The 21,940-nt window shown below is 40.8% G+C and carries 24 protein-coding genes and 1 tRNA gene; 10 read left to right on the plus strand and 15 right to left on the minus strand.

The window, feature by feature from the left end:
* The first annotated feature begins 112 nt into the window (after positions 1-112).
* The 3 genes from ACN20O_RS04880 (at position 113) to ACN20O_RS04890 (ending at position 3,594) form a co-directional block, all read left to right on the plus strand.
* A complete protein-coding gene (locus tag ACN20O_RS04880) occupies positions 113-2,443 on the plus strand; it encodes an NADP-dependent malic enzyme (protein ID WP_491637745.1) in 2,331 nt (776 codons plus the stop codon).
* A 97-nt stretch (positions 2,444-2,540) separates the two neighbouring features.
* Positions 2,541-2,918: a Rid family detoxifying hydrolase gene (locus ACN20O_RS04885; RefSeq protein WP_491637747.1), complete on the plus strand. Its 378-nt coding sequence runs from the start codon at positions 2,541-2,543 to the stop codon at positions 2,916-2,918.
* A 19-nt stretch (positions 2,919-2,937) separates the two neighbouring features.
* Positions 2,938-3,594 carry a YdcF family protein gene (locus ACN20O_RS04890; RefSeq protein WP_102244800.1) on the plus strand — a complete coding sequence of 219 codons (657 nt, stop codon included), beginning with the start codon at positions 2,938-2,940 and terminating at the stop codon, positions 3,592-3,594.
* Positions 3,595-3,597: 3 nt separating this feature from the next.
* On the opposite strand, the gene ACN20O_RS04895 is transcribed toward ACN20O_RS04890, so the two are convergent.
* The 4 genes from ACN20O_RS04895 to ACN20O_RS04910 are packed head-to-tail and all read right to left on the minus strand — an operon-like array spanning position 3,598 to position 7,968.
* Positions 3,598-5,802: a RelA/SpoT family protein gene (locus ACN20O_RS04895; protein ID WP_491637750.1), complete on the minus strand. Its 2,205-nt coding sequence runs from the start codon at positions 5,800-5,802 to the stop codon at positions 3,598-3,600.
* 12 nt (positions 5,803-5,814) lie between these two features.
* The gene (gene gmk / locus ACN20O_RS04900) at positions 5,815-6,393 is read right to left on the minus strand and encodes a guanylate kinase (RefSeq protein WP_491637752.1); all 579 of its coding nucleotides are present in this window, start codon (positions 6,391-6,393) and stop codon (positions 5,815-5,817) included.
* Positions 6,386-7,261, minus strand: coding sequence for a YicC/YloC family endoribonuclease (locus ACN20O_RS04905; RefSeq protein ID WP_491637754.1), 876 nt, complete (start codon positions 7,259-7,261; stop codon positions 6,386-6,388). Before ACN20O_RS04905 ends, gmk begins: the two co-directional genes overlap by 8 nt.
* Positions 7,262-7,314: 53 nt before the next feature.
* Positions 7,315-7,968, minus strand: coding sequence for a hypothetical protein (locus ACN20O_RS04910; protein WP_491637756.1), 654 nt, complete (start codon positions 7,966-7,968; stop codon positions 7,315-7,317).
* Positions 7,969-8,171: 203 nt separating this feature from the next.
* On the opposite strand from ACN20O_RS04910, the gene ACN20O_RS04915 reads away from it, so the two are divergent.
* Positions 8,172-9,242: a hypothetical protein gene (locus ACN20O_RS04915; protein ID WP_491637758.1), complete on the plus strand. Its 1,071-nt coding sequence runs from the start codon at positions 8,172-8,174 to the stop codon at positions 9,240-9,242.
* Here ACN20O_RS04915 and ACN20O_RS04920 read toward each other — a convergent pair.
* Positions 9,186-10,541 carry a sigma 54-interacting transcriptional regulator gene (locus ACN20O_RS04920; RefSeq protein ID WP_491637760.1) on the minus strand — a complete coding sequence of 452 codons (1,356 nt, stop codon included), beginning with the start codon at positions 10,539-10,541 and terminating at the stop codon, positions 9,186-9,188. The genes ACN20O_RS04915 and ACN20O_RS04920 overlap by 57 nt on opposite strands.
* Positions 10,542-10,663: 122 nt before the next feature.
* Between ACN20O_RS04920 and yihA the strand changes: the two genes are divergently transcribed.
* Positions 10,664-11,350: a ribosome biogenesis GTP-binding protein YihA/YsxC gene (gene yihA / locus ACN20O_RS04925; protein WP_491637762.1), complete on the plus strand. Its 687-nt coding sequence runs from the start codon at positions 10,664-10,666 to the stop codon at positions 11,348-11,350.
* Here yihA and ACN20O_RS04930 read toward each other — a convergent pair.
* On the minus strand, positions 11,347-11,664 hold the full coding sequence (locus tag ACN20O_RS04930) for a hypothetical protein (RefSeq protein WP_491637764.1): 318 nt from the start codon (positions 11,662-11,664) through the stop codon (positions 11,347-11,349). The two genes, yihA and ACN20O_RS04930, sit on opposite strands and share 4 nt — an antisense overlap.
* Positions 11,665-11,777: 113 nt before the next feature.
* Here ACN20O_RS04930 and ACN20O_RS04935 point away from each other — a divergent pair, with 113 nt between their 5' ends.
* Both ACN20O_RS04935 and ACN20O_RS04940 read left to right on the plus strand, forming a co-directional pair.
* Positions 11,778-12,590 (plus strand): lysophospholipid acyltransferase family protein, encoded by an 813-nt coding sequence (locus tag ACN20O_RS04935; protein ID WP_102244809.1) that lies wholly within the window; start codon positions 11,778-11,780, stop codon positions 12,588-12,590.
* Positions 12,587-13,534 (plus strand): NAD-dependent epimerase/dehydratase family protein, encoded by a 948-nt coding sequence (locus tag ACN20O_RS04940; RefSeq protein WP_491637767.1) that lies wholly within the window; start codon positions 12,587-12,589, stop codon positions 13,532-13,534. Before ACN20O_RS04935 ends, ACN20O_RS04940 begins: the two co-directional genes overlap by 4 nt.
* Here the strand turns inward: ACN20O_RS04940 and ACN20O_RS04945 are convergent, their stop codons facing one another.
* The gene (locus ACN20O_RS04945; protein ID WP_491637769.1) at positions 13,535-14,398 is read right to left on the minus strand and encodes a hypothetical protein; all 864 of its coding nucleotides are present in this window, start codon (positions 14,396-14,398) and stop codon (positions 13,535-13,537) included.
* Positions 14,399-14,412: 14 nt separating this feature from the next.
* On the minus strand, positions 14,413-14,976 hold the full coding sequence (locus ACN20O_RS04950) for a Type 1 glutamine amidotransferase-like domain-containing protein (RefSeq protein ID WP_491637771.1): 564 nt from the start codon (positions 14,974-14,976) through the stop codon (positions 14,413-14,415).
* Between the two features lie 109 nt (positions 14,977-15,085).
* Between ACN20O_RS04950 and ACN20O_RS04955 the strand changes: the two genes are divergently transcribed.
* Positions 15,086-15,171, plus strand: a tRNA-Leu gene (locus tag ACN20O_RS04955).
* Positions 15,172-15,263: 92 nt separating this feature from the next.
* Here the strand turns inward: ACN20O_RS04955 and ACN20O_RS04960 are convergent.
* Positions 15,264-15,512: a hypothetical protein gene (locus tag ACN20O_RS04960; RefSeq protein WP_491637773.1), complete on the minus strand. Its 249-nt coding sequence runs from the start codon at positions 15,510-15,512 to the stop codon at positions 15,264-15,266.
* Entirely contained in the window at positions 15,512-15,676 is a 165-nt protein-coding gene (locus ACN20O_RS04965; protein ID WP_491637775.1) for a hypothetical protein, read from the minus strand. The genes ACN20O_RS04960 and ACN20O_RS04965 overlap by 1 nt, the downstream gene beginning before the upstream one ends.
* A gap of 149 nt (positions 15,677-15,825) precedes the next feature.
* Here ACN20O_RS04965 and truA point away from each other — a divergent pair, with 149 nt between their 5' ends.
* Positions 15,826-16,626: a tRNA pseudouridine(38-40) synthase TruA gene (truA, locus tag ACN20O_RS04970; protein WP_491637777.1), complete on the plus strand. Its 801-nt coding sequence runs from the start codon at positions 15,826-15,828 to the stop codon at positions 16,624-16,626.
* On the opposite strand, the gene ACN20O_RS04975 is transcribed toward truA, so the two are convergent.
* Both ACN20O_RS04975 and ACN20O_RS04980 read right to left on the minus strand, forming a co-directional pair.
* On the minus strand, positions 16,623-17,369 hold the full coding sequence (locus tag ACN20O_RS04975) for a hypothetical protein (RefSeq protein ID WP_491637779.1): 747 nt from the start codon (positions 17,367-17,369) through the stop codon (positions 16,623-16,625). The two genes, truA and ACN20O_RS04975, sit on opposite strands and share 4 nt — an antisense overlap.
* A 213-nt stretch (positions 17,370-17,582) precedes the next feature.
* Entirely contained in the window at positions 17,583-18,479 is an 897-nt protein-coding gene (locus ACN20O_RS04980) for a LysR family transcriptional regulator (RefSeq protein WP_491637781.1), read from the minus strand.
* A gap of 119 nt (positions 18,480-18,598) precedes the next feature.
* Here ACN20O_RS04980 and ACN20O_RS04985 point away from each other — a divergent pair, with 119 nt between their 5' ends.
* A complete protein-coding gene (locus tag ACN20O_RS04985; RefSeq protein WP_491637783.1) occupies positions 18,599-19,123 on the plus strand; it encodes a hypothetical protein in 525 nt (174 codons plus the stop codon).
* A gap of 154 nt (positions 19,124-19,277) precedes the next feature.
* Here the strand turns inward: ACN20O_RS04985 and ACN20O_RS04990 are convergent, their stop codons facing one another.
* The 3 genes from ACN20O_RS04990 to lepB form a co-directional block, all read right to left on the minus strand.
* Entirely contained in the window at positions 19,278-20,426 is a 1,149-nt protein-coding gene (locus ACN20O_RS04990) for a sensor histidine kinase (RefSeq protein WP_491637785.1), read from the minus strand.
* Between the two features lie 87 nt (positions 20,427-20,513).
* Positions 20,514-21,029: a hypothetical protein gene (locus ACN20O_RS04995; RefSeq protein ID WP_491637787.1), complete on the minus strand. Its 516-nt coding sequence runs from the start codon at positions 21,027-21,029 to the stop codon at positions 20,514-20,516.
* Positions 21,030-21,156: 127 nt separating this feature from the next.
* On the minus strand, positions 21,157-21,873 hold the full coding sequence (gene lepB / locus ACN20O_RS05000; RefSeq protein WP_491637789.1) for a signal peptidase I: 717 nt from the start codon (positions 21,871-21,873) through the stop codon (positions 21,157-21,159).
* Positions 21,874-21,940: the final 67 nt, after the last annotated feature.

Below are 21,940 nucleotides of genomic sequence, written 5' to 3' on the forward strand. Positions count from 1 at the left end.
GCTTTTCTTCGCTTATTGTGCAATGAAAAACCATGCTATTTTCTTTGCATATAGAGTATTAAGGCGTACCCTACTTCGGTCGTAAATATTCCATTTAACAAGAGGATTGACCGTGAGTAATCAACGAAATGATCGCACTGAAAGAAACGATGCGGACGAAAAAAAACAACAGGCCCTAGACTATCATGCCGACGGGCGCCCCGGTAAAATCGAGGTTATCTCGACTAAGCCAACTCTCACTTCACTGGACTTAACTAAAGCTTACTCTCCTGGAGTTGCTTGGCCATGTCTGGAAATCGCCAAAGACCCTGAGCTTGCTTACAAGTACACTGCCAAAGGAAACCTGGTTGCTGTAATCTCTAACGGTACTGCCGTTTTAGGTTTAGGTAACATCGGTGCCGTTGCTGGTAAACCTGTTATGGAAGGTAAAGGTCTACTCTTCAAACGTTTTGCTGACATCGATGTATTCGACATCGAAGTTAACGAAAATACCGTTGAAGGAATGGTTAAAATTGTCTCAGCTCTTGAGCCGACTTTCGGGGGTGTTAACCTTGAAGACATCAAAGCTCCAGAGTGTTTTGAAATCGAGACACAGTTAATTGAAAAAATGCAAATCCCGGTTTTCCACGATGACCAGCACGGAACAGCGATTATCGCTTCGGCCGCGCTTTTAAATGCTATTGAGATCACTGGAAGAGATATCAAGAAAACAAAAGTTGCTGTTTCAGGAGCTGGAGCTGCTGCGATTTCTTGTGCAAAATTATTCTTTGAATTAGGTCTTCCAAGAGAAAACCTGATCATGTGCGATTCTAACGGAGCGATCTACAAGGGCCGCAAAGAAGGAATGAACAAATACAAAGACGAATTTGCCGTTGAAACAAAAGCAAGAACTCTAGGCGACGCGATGGTGGGAGCTGACGTTTTCATTGGTTGTTCTGCCAGAGGATTAGTCACTCAGCAGATGGTTAAAGATATGGCACCAAACCCTATCATCTTCGCCATGGCCAACCCAGATCCGGAAATTTACCCGGCAGAAGTTCACGCTGTACGCGATGACGCTATTATGGCAACAGGTCGCTCAGACTTCCCTAACCAGGTTAACAACGTTCTAGGATTCCCATTCATTTTCAGAGGGGCCCTGGATACACGTTCGAAAAAAATTAACGTAGAGATGAAACTAGCGGCCGTTCACGCCCTGGCAGGTCTGGCAAAAGAAGAAGTTCCAGAAGAAGTAAAAATGGCCTACGGTGGAGAAGACTTTAAATTTGGTAAGAACTACCTGATCCCTAAGCCATTTGACCCACGCGTATTAACTCGTGTCACTCCAGCGGTAGCAAAAGCTGCTATGGACTCAGGTGTAGCGAGATTTAACATCGACGATCTTCACGCTTATGCCCGCTCCCTTGAAGGACGTATGGGCAACTCTGCTCAGTTCATGAAATCTCTTCGCGACCGCCTGGCCACTTACGTGGCGAAGTCTGGCAAAAAAGTCAGAGTTGTTTTCGCTGAAGGAACAAACACACGTATCCTCCAAGCAGTTAAGCAACTGGTTGAAGAAGATAAAATCGAACCAATTCTTCTTGGACGCAAGAAAGCTATCCACAAAAAAATGGACATGCTTGGTCTTGAAAAATATAAGGACGATGTCCGTACGATCAATCCAAGAAAGCATGAAGAGTTTGAAAACTACGTTCGTCTTTACTCAAAAGAAAGACAAAGAAGTGGTGTTTCGGTTTACCACGCAGAAGAGCTTATGAGCCACCAGAACTATTTCGGTTCGATGATGGTTAAACACGGCTTAGCTGACGCTGTTATCGCTGGTCCAACTCTAAACTACGCTGACTGTTTCCCGCCACTAATGCACGTTATTGGTACAAAAGAAAAAGCAAGCGCTGCTGGTATCTTCGTTATGAGCTTCAAGAACCGCGTTCTGTTCTTTGCAGACTGTGCGGTTCAAATTGAGCCAAATGAAGACCAACTTTGTGAGATCGCAGCTGGTACAGCTGAACTCTTCAGAAAACTTATGAAGCGCGAACCACGTATCGCCTTCCTGTCGTTCTCGAACTTCGGATCAAACGACTCTGAAAGAGCAAAAGTTGTTAAGCGCGCTGTTCAGTTAACAAAAACTCGCTATCCGAACCTTCTGGTTGAAGGGGAAATGCAAGCGGACGTTGCTGTTAACAAGGGATTAATGGATAAATTGTTTAGCTTCTCAACTCTTGATGGGCCAAGCGACATCCTGATCTTCCCTGAACTAAACTCAGCGAACATCAGTTACAAACTTCTTGCTCAACTTGGAAATGCGAATGCTATTGGGCCAATTCTTCTTCCAATGAATCAGCCGGCAAACATTATTCCAAGAACAGCAACTGTTACTGAAATCGTCAATATGTGTGTTCTGTCAGCACTTCTGTCAGACAAAAAAATGAGCAACAGGGAGTAGGCGGTAAAATACTCCAATGGAGTATTTTTACATCGTCTGGAAATAAAACGCGCGGAACTTCTTTTTTAAGAGTTCCGCCTACATGAAGGTTAATTTTATGAACAAAACTATTATCGCAACAGACCTAGCACCAGCAGCTGTTGGAACTTATTCGCAAGGCGTCGCTGTAAACGGAACTTATTACTTTTCAGGCCAAATTGGTATTGAACCAAAGTCTGGAGAGCTGGCAAACGGCTTTGATGCGCAATTGAATCAAGTTATGAAGAACATCGATGGCCTTTTGACTTCACAAAATCTTAAAAGAGAAGATATCATTAAGACATCGATCTTTTTAACAGATCTAGGCAACTTTGCAGCTGTGAACGTTGCTTACACTGAATTTTTTAAGGCTCCATACCCTGCAAGAAGTACTGTTGAAGTCTCTAAGCTTCCAAAGGGAGCTCTCGTAGAAATCGAAGTTATTGCAGCTAAATAGCCACCAGTTATCGGACACTATGATTTTAAAAAGCAAATACGTATTTGAATCTAAGGGAACCAGAATGTATCGCCACTTCTTAAGCGTGGTGATCATTCTGACCTCTCTCTTCTTCTGTTACTCATTTGCTTGTGCCATTTTACTTCTGGACGCAAGAAACGAAGGGAAAAACTCTGTCTCGACTTTCGTCCAGAGTCCACCTGATTTGATCGTGGTTTTCACGGGTGGTCCAAAGAGAATTGAATTTGCCGTTAAAAAGGCGCAGGAATTTAAACAACCAAATGTTTTTATCACTGGTGTTCATGAGAAGAACTCTGTTCGCACGATTATGAACCCGATTGACCCGGCCGAAACAACTGACCATATCGAACTGGACTACACGGCAAGAAACACGGTGGAAAACGTTGTCTCAACGCTTAAATACCTTCGTTCTAACCGAGGTCTGAACAAAATCCTGGTTATCTCAAGTGACTATCACATTATGAGAATCAAAATGATTTTTAGTTCTCTGATGCTTGAAGATGAAAAGTTTGAATTCTTCTTTACACCAGTGCCTTCTGATTATTTAAGTTTTAAGAATATCAAAATCCTTTATACGGAAGTTTTCAAACTGATCCGTACAAAACTCTTCCTGATCTATTGGGATCAGAAATCGCCGATTAAGAATTTCTATTAATCACTAAACGCGCGTTACAGAAATAACTTCTTCCAAAGACTCAATCGCACTGATCGTCTTTAAAAGTTCACTATAGTCTTTAACTTCAACTTCAAAGATAAAACTTCCCTTTCTATCAGGCATAGATTTGGCAAGGGCACTTCTGATATTGATGCCGGCGTTGTTAATGGTTTTTGAAATCAGGGACAGAATCCCTGGCTTATCTTGAGTCATCACTCGCACGCTAACCGGGTGAGTGAAGCTGAAACCTTTATTCCATGAAACCCTGATCGTGCGGATAAGTGACTCTGCATCGACACGGTTACATTGGGCCGTGTGAACAGTAATCCCGCGTCCGCGAGTGATAAAGCCCACGATACTGTCGCCCGGAATTGGGTTACAACAACGGGCCATACGAACAACGACGTCGCTCATTCCGTCTACAATGATGGCATTGTCTGACAGAGACTTCTTGCGCACGTTTTTCGTCATCTTATCTGAGTAAGACTCGATTTCTGTGATCTTATCATCCAGCTCTTTGATTTCAGCTTTAGCGGCCGCCTCTTTTAGAGATGGAATGTGTTCGATAATACTTTTTGCCGTGTGCTTTCCAGAACCAACAAGAACACATAGTTCTTCTTCGTCGATAATGTGAAGCTCATCGAACATCTCTTTAAACTCATTGCCTTTCTTAAGCGCTTTAATACTGGTTCCAAAAACCTTGAAGGCCTTCTCCAGAATCTCGCGACCAAGCTCTCTGTTTTCATCGCGCTCAATTTTAAGGAGCCATTGTTTAATTTTACTGCGTGCCTTAGAAGACTTCGCAATATTTAACCAATCTTTCGACGGCGTCTGAGTTTTACTTGTCAGGATCTCTACCGAGTCTCCTGATTTAAGAATGTGTCTAAGAGGAACGATCTTTCCGTTAACTTTTGCACCAACACAGTGGTGCCCAACTTCAGTGTGAATCTCGTAAGCGAAATCCAGTGGAGTCGCTCCATACTTTAATTCTCTTACGTCTCCGTTTGGAGTGAAGACGAATACACCATCCAGATCCAGGTCGTTTTTAATAACGTCCAGGAACTCTGCTTTGTTATCTGAGTTTTTGTTGTATTCAAGAAGTTCCTGAACCCAGTCAAGTTTCGGAGCTGTTTTACCAGCAAGACCTTCTTTGTATTTCCAGTGAGCCGCAACCCCTGCTTCAGCAACTTCATCCATCTCGCTTGTTCTGATCTGGATTTCAATACGTTCAGCTTTTGGCCCCATAATCGTTGTATGGAGTGATTGGTAGTTATTGACCTTAGGAATAGCGATGTAATCCTTAAAGCGCCCTGGAATTGGCGTATAAGACGAGTGGATAATCCCCAGCGCCTTATAACATTCAGTGATGTTCGAAACGATGATCCTGAAGGCCAGTAAATCCTGAACCTGTTCAAAATCAACGCCTCTTGAAGTCATTTTCTTATAGATAGAATAAAAATGCTTCGGACGTCCCTTTACTTCAGCGTGAAGTGAGTACTCCAGAAGCTTTTCTTTGATGTTTGAAATAACGTCTCTGATATAAGCGTCGCGCTCCGATTTTTTCATCGAAACTTTTTCAGCTAAACGGTAATAGATTTCCGGCTTAAGGAAACGAAGGCACAAGTCCTCCAGGTCCGACTTAACCGAGTTAATCCCCAGACGGCTTGCCAGAGGAACGTAGATATCAAGAGTCTCTTGAGCGATCTTCTTTTGTTTCTCATCAGAAACGTATTGAAGCGTTCTCATGTTATGCATGCGATCGGCAAGCTTAACGATGATGACACGAAGGTCTTTGGCCATGGCCACGACCATCTTGCGGAAGTTTTCAATTTGCGATTCTTCTTTCGTTTTGAATTTGATCTTCCCGATTTTTGTCAAACCGACAACCAGGTCAGCAACTCCAGCTCCAAATTCTTTTTCAATTTCCTGAGGAGAGATATTGCAGTCTTCAACTACGTCGTGAAGGAATCCTGCCATAATCGTATCAAGGTCCATGTGAAGCTTGATTAGAGTGGCAGCAACGTTCATCGGGTGAATGATATAATCTTCACCAGAGCTTCTCTTTTGCCCAGAGTGCGCTTTTTCAGCAAATAGAAAGGCCTTTCTTAGTTTAACGAAGTCAGCGTCTGGATAGTACGCTTCCACTCTTCTAACTAAGTCGTCTACTGTGAGGTCTCTTTCGTGTGAAAAATCTAAACTCTGTTGCATTCTTTTTTAGCTCTATCCGTGCAGGATCTTCAGGGTGATTTCTTTTAGCCTTGCATAGGCGTTTTCGATATCGTCGTTTAAAATAAAAAAATCAAAATCGTCTTTTCTCAGAAGCTCTTTCTTGGCATTCGAAATGCGAAGATTGATGATCTGAGTGCTTTCTGTTCCACGGTGACGCAACCTTTTTTCCAATTCCTCTACCGATGGTGGAGCGATGAAAATAACATTGGCCACATCTCCAAAGTGCAGCTTCATTGAGTCCACACCTTGAACATCGAGATCAAACAGAACATGCTTTCCACTGCGGAGGCACTCTTCAACAAACGCTTTAGATGTTCCGTAAAAGTTGCCATGAACTTCGGCCCATTCTAAAAACTCATTGTTGTCTCTTTTAGCAATGAACTCTTCTCGTGAAATAAAAAAATAACTTAAGCCATGAATTTCACCCGGACGCATAGGTCGCGTTGTGTAGGAAACAGACTCGACGATAGACGGATGGTCCTGCTTTAATCTTTTGATCATTGTCGACTTCCCCGTACCTGACGGAGCGACAATGACGATTAATTTGCCAGTAAATTGGTTTTTATTCAATGTTCAACCCTTGCTCGCGCATTTTCTCTAGCTGCAGTTTCATTTGAACAACAGAATCTGAAATCTCTTTCATACTTGACTTTGACCCTATGGTATTGGTCTCGCGACCAAGCTCTTGCAGGATAAAATCAATCTGTCTTCCAACGTCGTTACTTGATTTTAAAAGATTTTGAAATTTTTCCAAGTGGGAATGAATGCGGTTAATTTCCTCATGGATGTCGATCTTTTCTAAATAAAAGATCACTTCCTGAAGCAGTCTTCCCTGATCGACTGCGATCAGAGCCTTGTATTCATCAACACGCTTCTTTAACTTCTCTTCCACGTTAGTCTTGAAGTGTTCAGCGTTTTTCTCCACTGTCTTAAACTGTTCCTTGTAGTTATCCAAGTGTTTCTCTAGGACTTTAATCAACTTTTCACCTTCAGCTTCGCGAGACTTTTTAAGCTCCCCGATAGCACCTTTGAAAGATTTGAAAAGAAGCTCACTTAACTCTTCCTGGTTCGCATCGTCCTGATCGATCAGAAACTCTGAGCGAAGAAGATCTGTCATTGAAAGCGTAGGAGTCACCCCTTCAGCTTTTGTCAGCGCAGTCACCTTCTGGATAAATTGCGAAACTTTTTTTGTGTCTAAATCATCGAAGCGATTTTTATTTTCGGCGCGTTTGATATTTACATAAACATCAAAACTCCCACGCGAAAAAATATCAGTCATTTCTTTTTTTAGTTCGAGTTCGTGTGCATTGAGTGTTGAAGGCATTTTAAAACGAATGTCTTTAAAACGATTGTTCACACTTTTCATTTCAACCGAAACAATGAAATTTTCAGACTGAGTAGCGGCTTGACCGAAACCGGTCATAGATTGTGCTGTCATAGGATCCTCGGCATTGGGATTTTTAGATTGTGCCGAGGATATTACTTTTTGATTTAGAGATCAAGGGCCCAGCCTTGAACCTTTCCATTCTCAAAATACACTTGTCTGACGCTACCATCTTCAACAAAAGACCATCGCTCATTTTGATTTTTCGGGTTACCTGCAATCTCTACGCGGGCAGGCTTACCCCATACATCAATAACTTCGCTTTTCTCCATTCCTAAAAACAGCTCACTACCGTGGACAGAGTGCCTCTGCACCATGTTTCTACGTTGATCCAGGTCCTCTTTAAGGTCCATTTGTTTGGTTTGAATGTAAGAATTCCTCTCATATGGTGACAGACTCAGGTAATAAAGCTTGTCAGAGTCCGTTTGCAGGAACTTTTTGTCTTGAAGATAACGCCCGGCCTCTTCTTCAGTCATGGCGTCTTCTTTTTGAATCAGCTCTTCACGTAGCGATACACTTTCTTTATTTAAGCGTCTTGATCTCTCACTTGCCGGCGTTCGGCTCATAATTTCTTCACGGCTTCGTCTCATTTGCCCCGTGTCTCCGCTAACTACTGGAAAGTCTTGTCCAGGACTAAGAAAGCCACCATCTTCTCTTTCCATTTCTTCAATGAAACTTCTATCCGGAAGCATCAAGGAGCAGCTTGAAGTGAGCGTCACTACTCCAACCAATAAAATTGCTTTCCTTGCCAATGTCTTCATGGGTCTTCTCCTGTCATTTTTTGTCGAAGAGCTTTCTCTTCATGAGTCATTTATCGGGCAAAGCTCCACTGAACCTTCGCTTGAAACCTCTTGTGCCCACCAACAGGCAAAAGTTGCATTTCCTGACTCGCACAGTCGGACAAAAATCGACCTCCTCAATTTCTATTGAAGAAATCCGATAAGACATTGAAGGAGTCCTAAACTTGAAGTTTTTAATTAAAATTGAAGAGGCCATTGATAACCTGATCATGACGTTCATCGAAAAGATGAAGGCCGCCACTCCACATTTTGTTTTTAAATCAATTGATTGGATTAAACACTCTCCTCAACTGGTCAAAAAGAAGGCCGGTGTTTATGTTCCAAAAATCAGAATTTTCTTTTTAAAGGTTATTGGTTACAGCCAACATTACACAACAATCGTTAAAGGCCATATTGTTGGTGTTCAGATTTATCTGCGCTCTGATGAATTTAAGCAAAGAAATAAAGTGGAAATGATTGTTTCTCCACTTAAAAAATTCAAAACTGACCCGGTTAAGGCCTTTAGTTTTGTGATCATTATGTCAATTTTTGTGGGTTCTGGTTATTTCATTTATAAGAACACTGAGAAAATTATCAGTGGAACGAAAGCTCTAAGAGCTCCTGCCTCTGCAGCGCTTGAAGACCCGATTTTAGAATTTAAAAAATTAAAATATCACGTCCTGGGTGATAAAGAGCTGGAACTCAACGTCATCATTACGGCCAAATCCATCGAAGACAAAAAAGACCTGGAGCATATTGAAAAAGAAATTGAAGAACATCTTCTAGGTGTCTCAATCCATATCAATCAACTACCTCCTTCTGATGAAGAAATCGCTGCCATTGAAAAAGAAATGATGGAAAAAATCGAAGGCTCTAAAATCAAGTCTGTTGAAATCAAACAAGTTCTTGGTGGAAGACCAAAGTATTTCATGCAGACTGAAAAACTGGCGACATTTAAAGATATCAATCTTCAACTCTTCCTGGAAGATACCAGAAGAAATCGCCAGATCTGGGTGGACTTCACAGCTCTTTCAAGTAACCGAAACGTCACTCTTTTCTTAAAAGATCATGAAATTGAAATTCGTGATTACATCAATATGCACGTTGAACCGGTCATTCCTCAACTTCCCATTGAAGAAGAAGGACGCCAGATCATCAAAGACAAAATCAGAATTGAACTCAATGAGTACTTAAAGAAATCAGGAATCGAAGGGAAAATCCTGGAGATTTATGTGGACTATCTTATTGTCTCTTAACTCACCCTCTTTTTTGGCAATATAGGCCTTGAGCGTATTGTGACTCAAATCGAGTAGCTTTGCTGTGCGGGTAAGATTTTTATCAGAGCGCAGATAAGTCTCATAACAATATTTGATTTTCATCTGTTCCATAGGGATGATCTCTTGTTTGTGAACTCTCTCACCTTCTTCAAACATTAGCTCTTTGTCACTTTCATCAATCACCAATCTTTTGCCTTCTGAGAGAATTTTCTTTCTCATCAGATGAGAATTGAGTTGCCTGATATTTCCTGGCCACGGGCAATTCATATAAAACTCAATCAACTCATCTGATAAAACCGCACAATGCTCTTTTTCAAACTGCTGACAAATTTTCTTAATTCTCTCTTTTTCTTCCATTAATGAATTGAGGCGAAGAGAGCTTCCCGCTTTTAAGCGGTAATAAAAGTCTCTGCGCATTTTTCCTTCCACGACTCTTCTCTTTAAATCACTCCCCGATGCAAAGATCATTCTCACAGAAGCCGTCGTCGTGCTCTCTCCTCCTACCGGACGAATTTCATAGTTATCTAAAAAAAGAAGAAGTTTTGTCTGGAGATCAAGAGATAAGGAATCAATTTCATCAAGAAACAACGTTCCTTTGTGGGCTTCGAGAATCGCTCCTCTTTTGGCATTTAAGGCCCCGGTGAAAGCGCCTTTAACATGCCCAAAAAGTTCTGATTCAATCAGACCTTGAGAAAAGGCAGACAAATTCAAATGTACAAAACGCCCGCTTCTTCCACTGGCCTCATGAATCTTCCTGGCCAGCGTCGTTTTCCCCGTTCCTGTTTCTCCCTCGATCAATACCGGAAGAGAGCTGCTCATCACCGCCAATGGAAGTGGATTTTCGTCTGCGACCAGGCTTTCAGGTCTTAAGAAATGCAATCGATTAAAGCCCAGGTCGATCACATCTCCACGCTCTAAAAAAGCTTCGTAGGAATAACTCCCATTAAGTTTAAAAGGAGTTTCACCAAGACTGCGAAATAGATAACGTGAATGTTGGTTGTGCATTTTAGTTTTTGCGGAAGCGACAAGAATCATTTCAAATCCACCACTCGCCCCTCCAAAAACCGGAAGTTTTATTTCCGATTTGATAAAATCAAAATTGAAATGATCATCAAAGAAAAAGCGATAGCTGGTGCGATTGAGTTTGAGTGTCCTTTTTTTCTCCTGAAAGGCATCGAGTAAAAAAGCATCCCCTTCTCTTGCACCATTAGGAATGACCGATGGATAAAGTGTGCGAGTTGCACGCAGTTGTGTAGGCATTTGTCTCATAGCTTCCATAAATCCCCCTTCGAAAAAAGCTTTTTCTCGCCTGCTTTACAACTGTTATGCCAGCTCAAGAACCGTGTACACACATGATTTTTAGTGTTATACTCCCTCAATATTTAAACTTAGGTACAGATATGAGTTACTCGATCAGACAACAAAGCGCACAGTTCAAAATGGGAATTTCAGACATTGCTCAATTTGAGGATTGGCTGGCAGACCACAAGGATGTTATTGGCGTAAGCTTCGTTGGCCGCTCAAACGTTGGTAAGTCGAGCATGATCAATGCTCTTTTTGGTTCAAAAACAGCGCGCGTTTCTAAAACACCAGGACGCACACGCGAAATCAACATTTTTGAATTTGAATTAAATCTCAATGGAAAAAAATCAGACCTTCCTCCTTTTTACCTGATCGACCTACCAGGTTATGGTTTTGCAGAAGTTTCAAAAGAAATGTCGAAAAACTGGAACGAGTTGATGGGAGCTTTTTTTGCTGAAGCTTCTGAATCAATGCTGTTATTAAACCTGCAAGATGCACGTCACCCTGATCAGGATGTAGACCGCCAGTTCTATGATTTCATCAAAGGCTTCGCGAGAAAAACGGTTCTTGTTTTTAACAAAATCGATAAACTTAAAACTCAAAAAGAAAGAGCTGCTCTTGAAAAACTAAAGCCAGCTCTATCAAAAGATTATAAATGGATCCGCCAAATGTACTTTGCTTCAGCTGAAAGCAAAAAAGGCGTGCCTCAAGTTGAAGAGGCCATCGTTACACACATTCTGGAAGAATTAGAGTTAAGAAAAACTCACGAAGAGTCAGATATCTAGTCGTCGTCCTTTTTTAGGTCAATTGCCGGGAATTTAATCTTATTCATCTTGCTCTCGATTTCTTCGAGGTCTCTTTTGCACGCTTTAATCGTATGAAGAAGGGCGCGCATTTTGGGAGAATCCCAATCCACCTCTCCATTATCAACTCCACGCTCTAAAAGTTTTCCCAGTTCTTCGTAGGTCTCTTTTAAATGGGCATTCGTGCGGGATGCTGTAAGCATCTTTTTGCCAATGGCGCTGGTCTTCATAAGTTCCTTATGAAAATTTAAGAACCAAAAGTTAAACTTATTTTTTAAGTTAGATCTTTTCTTCATGCGCGCGTCGCTCCTCCGGTATCCTTCGTAGTTTACCACTATAAGAAAGCTTGTGAAGAATGAATATTTTGATAGCATTAAAGGTGAAAACACTAATACCTTGAGAGGAATAGTTGGTTATCTTCAAACAAAAATTCACTAAGCTGGAAAAGGCCCTGGAAAAGCGCTATTCCAAAGAACGCGATCCTTGGGGTTTAGAGCCTAAGCGCGCCATCAGTGACCTGAAGGCCATCTGGCCATTTTACAAATATTATTTTGATGTCCGACTTCATGGAAAAGAAAAAGTTGAAGACAAGGCCTATATGGTGGTTTCTAATCACACCGGCCAGATTCCCATTGATGGGCTTTTAATCTGCACTGCTTTTGCAACAGAACTCGATCATCCAAAAATCCTGCGTCCTTTAGTTGAACGCTTTCTCACCTCACTTCCTTTTTTAGGAAGATGGTCGAGTGAAGGCGGAGCAGTTTTAGGCGACAGGATCAATTGCCTCAATCTCCTAAAGCGCGGCGAATCCATTCTCGTTTTCCCTGAAGGTGTCCGCGGGATTGCTAAAGAAACAAAAGATCACTACAAACTTCAGCGCTTCACTAAAGGCTTTCTAAGAATGGCCTTAACGTCAAAGGTTGAGATCCTTCCCATTGCCGTCGTAGGTGCAGAAGAGTTTTTTCCTTATGTTTACCACTTAAAGAAAGTGGCCAAACTTCTTCATGTACCTGCAGTGCCCTTGTCACTGAACTTATTTCCTCTTCCTTCTCCTATTGATATTTACATTGGCGATCCCTATATGCTTCCAGCAGAACTCAGCGCTGAGGCCTTAGATGAAGAGTTAGAGCCGCACATCATAGCCCTGGAAAAGAAGATTGAAGAGCTTACACAAGAAGGGTTAAAAAACAAACGCACGATAGCGCAAAGGTTGAAGTCATGAGTACAAAAAAAGTTCTCATCATAGGGATTCAAGGTGCTCTGGCCAAGATCACTGCTGAGCTTTTAATTAAAGCTCATCCAGATATCAGGATTCATGGCGTTGATTCTCGCCCGATTGACAACATCCCAAAGCGACCGCATATCACTGTTCAGCAAATTAAATATAACCGTACGAACTTTGAAAAACTTTTCCGCGAGCACCAGTTTGAGAGTGTCCTGCACTTAGGCCGTTTAGGCCATTCTCCAGCAATGGGAAATATCCACAAACGTATCGATATCAATCTGGTGGGAACAAATACCATTTTAGAACTTGCTCAGAAATTCCGTTCTAAAAAAGTTGTCATCCTCTCTACTCATCACGTTTACGGAGCTCTTCCTGACAACCCGATGTTTCTAAGAGAAGACTCACCTCTTCGCGCGAGTTTCAAATACGCCGAACTAAGAGATGTGGTTGAAATGGATCAAATGTGTACGAATTGGATGTGGAAAAACCAAAACCAAATTCAAACTATCGTTCTTCGCCCTTGTAACATCATCGGGCCTCAGATTAAAAACTCGATCACTCAGTACTTAAAAACACCATACTCTCCTCTACCACTGGATTACAATCCCATGTTCCAGTTTATCCATGAGTTCGACATGGCCACCATGATCGTCAACGCTGTCGAAAAACTTGGAACAGGAATTTACAATGTGGCCGGCGATGATGTGGTGAGCTTACATGAAGCCGCTGAAATTATCGGAGTGAAAAAAGTCCTGGTTCCCATTATTGCAGTCGAACAACTGGCAAAGGTTTTAACCCCGGTGTGGAAGTTTCCACTCTACCTTCTGGATTACATCAAATTCCCGGCGACGCTGGATAACAGCGAACTCAAAAAAACATTGGGCGAAGGCACTTTCCGCTTTAGCGCCAAAGAAGCACTTGAACTTATAAAACTCAACTGATTATTTACAAATCATCTTTGTAAGAATCTTTTGTTGGTCGTCGAGAAATTTCGAGACTTTCTTCTTTCCTTTTTCCTCGCATAGTGGACCTAAGGCTTCTGAGTGTGAATAAGATATCTTATGGTCTTTCATATTGTAAGCGACGTCTTTACTGATCACATGCACACGCATGTTCACCATTCCCGCTGATCGCAGAGTCTGACTTCCATCATCCTGGTTAGAAAGATAGGGAGAGGTTGAAGTGAAAGAACAATACTGGCAATCAAGAATCAAACTTGGAACCTCAGCCTCCTTCCCTGATTTTTTGAGCGAGATAAAACGATTGTTTCCAATTCCTTCGAGCTTGGAGTTAGCATCCAGAAAAACAATGCTTGATTCTGGATGCTCTGAGAGCTTAACCAATGACCTGGTTTGCACCAAACCTCTGATCCTATCCCCTGTCTTTAACTTAAAATCAGAGTGGGCATCATTGGCAACAAAAAGGTTTCTTGTCTTTTCAAGTTCATTCATCGTGTAGTTTGTAACGACTGATCCTACTACTGAGAGTTTATCATCGGTCATCCCACAAAGAGTCACTGGTCTGATTGATTTAGTACTCTCTGGTATCTTTTTTAAATCAGGAAGCCTGGTGTTTAAATCAAACGTCCATCCCTGAGTCAGGGCATCGTTTCTGATGTCGGTATAAACCAAGGCCTTTCCCGGCTCACGGATTACTTTTGTGTCTTCTGTTTCTTGTGTGAAATGAACGACACCCGTTCCAAAAACTTCGGCCTTTCCATCTTTCACCACAAGCCCAGTTTTTTCTTCCAGACAAATCCCAACGATCTTATCGTCTTTGTAATCTTCAATTGCTTTTGCCTGCACAGCGAGGATTCTTCCTAGTCTAGCGCGCTCACCACAATGAGTGGCGAATTCGAATCTTGCATGACATCTTTACTGGTAAAATCCTGTCCGCCAGTCATTGAGTACTGTGAAAGCCCCATTGAACCAGAACTCGTTCCACCAATCGCTCCACCTCTATTGGCCAGCGCTTTAATCTGCTCATGAAGTTTTGTGTCTTTCCATAACTGATAGGCTTTCCCTTGGTTTCCACCACGAATGAAAAGAACATCAGCATCGGCCAGAGTCTTAACCAGTTTAGGATCATTGGCCGCTTTTTTAGAACTGATAACCAAATTTTCAGAACTCGTCGCTCCCATGGATTTCAGATAATCCACCATGAAATTGGTGTCAGGCTTATCGAGTGAGAGAACGACGACTTTGATCTTGCCATCTTTAGTCGTGTCACCGTTGTCGATGAGTTTTTTATAAAGAGTGTACGACCAATCCTTCTCCATCCCAATATCGCCCTCCGGACCTCCGCCCGCAAGCACGACAACTCCTGGCGCGGCCAGGACAGACTGAGAAAGCATTAACCCCAGAAATAATGCTTTTATTTTCATAGTCTTCCTATCGAGACTTGCCTGAAAAAGATAACTTAATAATACCTGACTAAAAATTTTGGATTGACGTAAACGCTTACTATCCCTAAGATATCCTAATCCAATCAGTGCCTTGGTGGTGGAATGGTAGACGCAGCGGATTCAAAATCCGCCGTCCGCAAGGATGTGCGAGTTCGAGTCTCGCCCGAGGCACCAAATCTATACGTATAGTGTAAATCGCTATACGATTCTTAAATGAAACAGAAATCAAGGCATGGGGATTTGTATTCTCGAAGTTCCAAATCGATTTATTCGTAAAATGATTTGTACACGAGCCAGCTTGAAGCATTTGTATATTTTGAAATCCGTTTTAAATCAGAGTAATTTTCAGCGGCCCAACGAATATGAGAGCGTAATCTTTGAGTTGTTCTAAAACCTTTAAAGATTCCTTGAACAGGTTCTCGAAATGGTTTTTTACAACTCTTACAAAAGAATCTACTTTTTTTTATTTTTAAAAATACATGGCGACTTCTAATTGGTGCATCTCTAATTGTCACTAAAACGTGATCATAAATAGTCGAGCACTTTGAAGCACATTTGGACAAACTTCAAATTCAGATTGTTTTTCACAGTAAAAGTGATGTCCTTTTTTGTGGAAAGCTTCTTTGATAAATTGTAGTTCAGGAAGCAGAATTGATCGTGTTACACTTTCACTAAGCATGAGTTCTCCTTGTAAAATTTTTCTTCGCAAATTAATTTTAAACGAAGAGAACTTTATGCTTATTTGTTGATTAAATTAGTTCTGAGTCAGTGCTTCCCATTGTCAACCGAGAAGACCGGTAAAAGAGTTTGAAACCTTCCCAGGATAAAATGAATTACTATAAGACAACAATTCAGTACGTAGGAACAGAGTTCGCTGGCTTTCAATGGCAGAATGGACTTCGAACTGTTCAAGATGAAATCAATAAGGCTCTGGCCCAGATCATTGATGGCAAAGTGACTACCAGAGCAGCCTCTCGCACGGATACTGGTGTCCATGCCCTGGATCAAGTTGTCAAAATATCTTCTGCTCTCCCAATAGAATGTGAAACTTTTCTTGAATCATTTAATCGTCAACTTCCTGAAGATATCAAATGCCTGGCAATCGCTCCGTGTGAAGGAACTTTTAAACCAGGGGTAGAGGCCCTTTCTAAAGAGTACCGCTACTTTTTTACGAACAAAAAGCAAGTGAGCATAGAAGACAGACGGTTCATTGCCAATATTGCTAATGAACTGAATATTACGGCAATGAAATCATGCTTACAGGCCATTGTTGGAAAGCACGATTTTTGTAATTTTTATTCTATTGGAAGTAATGTTAAAACAACGGAAAGAGAGATTTCTTTTTGTGAACTCTCAGAAATTAATCCACATGAGATCTTTTCAGGTCAAACCTTATTTCATATCCCTAACGATTTACAATCTTGTTACCAATTAAGAATTGAGGCCAATGGTTTTCTCAAGCAAATGATCAGGCATTTAATGAGTGCTTTGTGGATGGTGGGAAGTAACAAGCTCAGTGTGGAAGAATTTCTGGCCTTAATTGATGGGCCTAAGAAAGAGAAGCAACTATGGAAAGTTGCTTCTCCTAATGGTTTGTACCTATATAAAATCTCTTATCCAAGAGATTAGTACTGCTTTTGCTTTACCGAAAGAACATAAGGAACCACTTTCCCATTTTCGTACTTCATCTTAACAGTCGCCACAACCTCAAGTGCATTATCCATAGATTTTGGAAATGAATAATCAAGAGTGATCACATTAACTTCCCCAATGTTTTCCAGGAATTTTGTTTCATTAAATGTTACGTTTTCAGAAGCTTCATCAAAAAGGTTAAGATTTTTTGGAAGAATAGACTCTCTCAATTTTTTTTTTAGTACTTCCATTGTTTCAGCGCCTTTTAATTCAACAGTTTTTAAGTCTCTTGATTCTCTGTTGATTAAAAGGATTTTTGAAACATAGTTCGACCATTTATAGTTTTCAGTTAAAACAATAGCGTCAGTGTCGAAACCAAGATTTTGAATAGCAAGCTTATCCAACGACAGATTGTAATGATTTCCAAAGTGAGTATCGCCAACGTTGAAAACAACAAATTCATCTCTCTCTTCATTGTTTTCACCAACGACAGTTAGGATTTTGTTTGATTCAATATCCACTACGAAATTGCGGACAGATGAAATATCCAGGTGCTCATCAATCTGGTCATATGTAAGAGTGTCAAGCCATTCAAAATCCAGACTCTGTCCAGGAATTCCCCAAGCGACAGCGTAACCATTTACAACCGGAAAGAATCTATCGATTCTAAAAGCCCTCTCAGCTGCGAAAGATGTTTGTGCTATGAAAAGTAGAACTAATCCAATAACTAAATTTCTCATAAATCCCCCTATTTTGTTTGCTGGGGAGGATTTACGACGCAGTTATTGTTTTGAAAATTAGAATTATTTAATTGAATCCTTGCAAAAATTAGAAGGATGGAATTTAAGTCTATAATAACATTGAGTTACATTGTCTTCATGATGGTTCTGATACCTTTGGCTATCTTCTTATCAACATCTGATTCAATGTCTGTTTTTCTTTAGTTTCTATTCTTAGAATTCAAAGTCCGGAATGAAATGCTGTAGAAACATTCGCGACGTAAGAGTCAAGTTCTTTCCTTTTGGTCTGGCCAACCATAGGTGGAACTCATGAATATGCTCGACTGGTATTTCAAAAAGCTCTCCACTCTCGATTTCATTTTTCACCATAAAGTTAGTCAGGTAGGCCACACCTTCACCGGCCATGCACATGCGTTTTTGTGATTCCTGACTATTAACTTCAAAACCAATGGGCGGAAGCTCTCCAAAAAGCTCTATCAAGACCTGCGAAGACCTGCGCCCCAGAGTCGCACCGATTGAACTGATGTAACCATACTTCCCAATAAGTTTTTTTAGAGTTTTTTCATTGCTTGATGATTTAGATTCTCTCCACAGGTCTGGGTGACAGACTAAAGACATTCTTTCCGGGTATAAACGACGGAATTCAATTTGCGGAGTATTGATCTTGGCAAACATCAAAGCAAACTCGCAGTCAGTTGTCAGAAGCAAATGCACGATCTCATCAGGAGTTCCTGCACGCACAGAAGGAATAACTTTTGGGTGCTCTCTTCTGAATTCATGCAGAGGTTTTGGCAAAAGATCATTTACGATGTGATCAGAAGCTGCAAACCTCAAGAGCCCCTCACAATTTTCCTGAACTCCTCGACAAAGATTTTCAATTTCTTTTTCAGTATGAAAGAGCTTTTCACATAATTTAAAAACATCAATCCCCTTAGGAGTAAGAGTCACTCCGCTTTTTGAACGGTCAAAAAGAACGACATTTTCTGTTTCTTCTAAAAGACTAACTGAGCGGCTTAAGGCCGATTGGCTGATATTAAGTTTCTTAGCTGCCTCTGAAAATTTTCCAGTCTTGGCCACTTCATAAAAGACTCTTAGGTAGTTTAATTCCATAGTTTCCGCCACTTAATTAATCATTCTATTTTTTAGAAGAATATGTACAAATCATTCTAATTTTCAAAACCTGCAAAGTAAAAGAAATTCCGGGACGCAAACAAAACAAGGGGAAAACAATGAAACAAGTACTTACTCTACTAGTCTTTGGGATACTTTCAACAACGGCCTTTGCTCACCCTGGAAGTCACAGACTTTCTTGTCAATCAGTTCTAAACTCTGGCGCCAAACAAAAGGTTGAGGTTTCACTCGTTAGGTCTAATGGCAAAGGTTGGTATGCACCAACAATTAAAGTGACCCTGGATAAAAAAGAAGTTGTCCTAAATACACCTGATGACATGGATAATTACGGTTCAACTTTTCACAATTCACCTTTAAAAGTTGTTACAGTGACTGCTGAAGTTCAGGACTCTGGTTATTTTTCAATCATCGCTATACCTGAAACAGTGAACGCCTTCGACCTAGAAGGAAATCTCGTTCAATGGAGCTTCGAAGCTGAAAAAGATGAATGCAATGATACTAATGGAAGTGCAACTTTCAAGGCCATAATCAATGGATATATTTACCAAGATGGTGCTGATGATAAGATTGAAACTCAAGTCTTGGATTGTAAATTAACTTACAATTCTGGAATGACTTGTTAAGAGGATTAAATGGCACGATTACTTTTACCCGTGATCCTTTTTTCTTCTCTGGTTTCAAATCGCGCTTTTGCGAAACAGATGACATCCCAAAACGACTCCGAATAAGACTCGTTTTGTTTTTGTGTTTGCGGGCCCATCAAGATGATGGCCCTTTTTATTTCTTTTTGGGTTCTAAAGGAAGGGTGACGAAAAAATTTGTTCCTGTTTCTGCTGAACTTTCGACGCGAACTGAGCCTTTATGAGCTTCTGCTAATCCTTTCACCAACGCAAGTCCTATGCCCCATCCAGTCTGCCCGCTTTTTAAAGCAGTACTCGAACGCCCGAAGTGAGTAAAGAGCAAAGCCTGATCTTCTTTAGAAATTGGTTTTCCTTCGTTGTGAATGCCAATTTCAGCAAACTCATTATCACAGTTTAAAGTAATAATGACATCACTATCACGTGAACCATATTTAATAGCATTGCTTGCCAGGTTTTCAATCATGCGATGGATGGCCAGATTATCCCAATGCCCGATAATCATATCTTGTGAGCGCTTCACTTGAAAACGTTTGCCGTGAAGTCTTTCCAGATCGTTGACGACGTAAGAGACAATCAACTCAAGGTGGCACTCTTGAAGTGTGACATTAATCCCAGCTCCAACCTTTAAACGGTTGGCATCTAAAAGATCGCGAATCATACGGTCTGCACGGTCCACACTGACGGCAATTCTATCCGCAGTCTCCACAACTACATCTTGTTTGTCTTTATTAAGCTTAATAATTTGTGAACCAACTTTGGCAATGGCCATTGGTGTGCGAAGATCATGAGTCAAGGCAGAGACAAATCTTTCGCGTAAGTCTCTTTCTTCCTGCAGCTCTCTTAAACTATCTTCAAGTTTTTTTCTGTTTAAGACTCTCGCGGTGACTTCTCTAGGTGTAGCAAGAATTCTATAAGGCTCACCTTCTCCATAACTGATACGTGAAAAAGTTGTATCAAAATAGCGCTCTTCAACAACCCCTGTTGTCTTATTAAAAATGCAGGCGAAACCTTCTTGTGAAAAAAAAGCTTCCCCAGTTTCATAAACTTTTCTCAAAATTCTTGGAAAATGAGAGTCTTGTAACTCTGGCACAGCAACTAACAATGGTTTGGTTAAAAGATCTCGGCCAGGATAAATAGCTTGATACTGCTCATTGAACATCTCATAAATCAACTCTGGTCCCTTAAAAAGCACCATCGGTGTGTCGCACCCATAAAACAATGCTTCGAACTTTTTTTGTTCAGCAATGATTTTCTGGTCAGTTGAATAAGAAGAAGATTCGGGCATAAGCATCCTAATATTATTAAAGCATAATTTACTTACTGGCTTCTGTAAAATTTAGCTTGATGCCCGAATCATTAAATGCGGTTTCTATTACTTAGAAAAATAGCAAAGAACTTTGATTTCAATAATCCAATTGGAATTAAATTTTATATAATCTTTGATGTCATTCGCGCTGTCGTTATGCTCAAAACTTCCCCATTCCAGATGATCATTGTTAAGCTCATCCATTGAAGAAATTCTCTCATAAGACACTTTATCTTTATTATCAGAAAGAGATAATTGGCGCTCATCTACGTCAATCGCAAAATTAGCTCCTTGAGGAATGTTGATCGAACAGTTGTAATTCGAACCATCCAAGATCTTAGACGTTGTTTTTACAATTGGTGATAGAAAAGTCAAAACACCGTTGTCGATCTTGTAACGTCCACTTCCTGAAGCCTCTAAAGAAAAACGTTGTGCGGCCGGTTTTGGATCACTGTTGCCACGAAGCTGATCACAGCTGACCTGGACATCATTAAAATAACAGCTTTCTTTTTTAGCTACCGAATCTGAATCACAGCTCACTAGAGTTAATAAAACAAGTGCACTTAAAAAAATTGATTTCATGGTTCCCCCCTTTTTTGTTCAGCCTGCTCTAGAGCAAGGCCAATGCCAAAAGGAGGATATTTGATTTAAGTAAGTTAGCGAAACAGGAGCGGCTTGATCGTATCATATTTAATACAAACGTATTAAATTAACGAATCATTTTTCCTATTCTAGTAGGAGTAAAACTAAAAGTATCATCTAATAATGGAAGAGTTAAAGACATCCATACGACAAAGGCCTTCCCTTTGATATTTTGCTCTGGAACAAAACCCCAGAATCGTGAGTCAGCAGAAAAATCGCGGTTATCCCCCATCACAAAATAATTCCCGGCCGGAACTTTAAACTTAGGAAAGGTATCGACTTGAGTAAGTTTATGGGTCGTCTGAATATTAAATTCACGTTCGCTGTCTTTAATTTTAAAGAACTGAACTTTCTCGCCATCAAAACTTCCTGCGAAATCTTTGGTGACATCAGAGCTATCCGGAATCATCGCCATTGGTTTTCCATTGACCAGAACTTCTTTATTAACAATTTCAATCTCATCACCTGGAAGACCGATCACGCGCTTAATAAAGTTCTTTGATGTATCCACCGGGTATTTGAAAACGATGACATCGTCTCTTTTTGGTGGTTCAAACTTTGTCAGGTATACAGGATCTGAAAACGTTTCCGAATAAGGAAGTTTAAATCCATAGGCAAATTTATTAACAACAATAAAGTCGCCGATATTAAGTGTAGGAATCATAGACCCGGAAGGAATTCTAAAGGGCTCAAAAAAAGTTGAGCGGAAGGCAAAGACGGCTGTAATGATCAGGACGTAAGACCAGATCTCCTTAGCATTTATTTTTTTGCTTAGTTCTTTCATGGAGTCTCCAAAATAATGACTCTACTAGTATTACGCCCGTCCATTACAAAGATCAATTGTTTATTAA

The organism is Bacteriovorax sp. As-1, assembly GCF_058446905.1.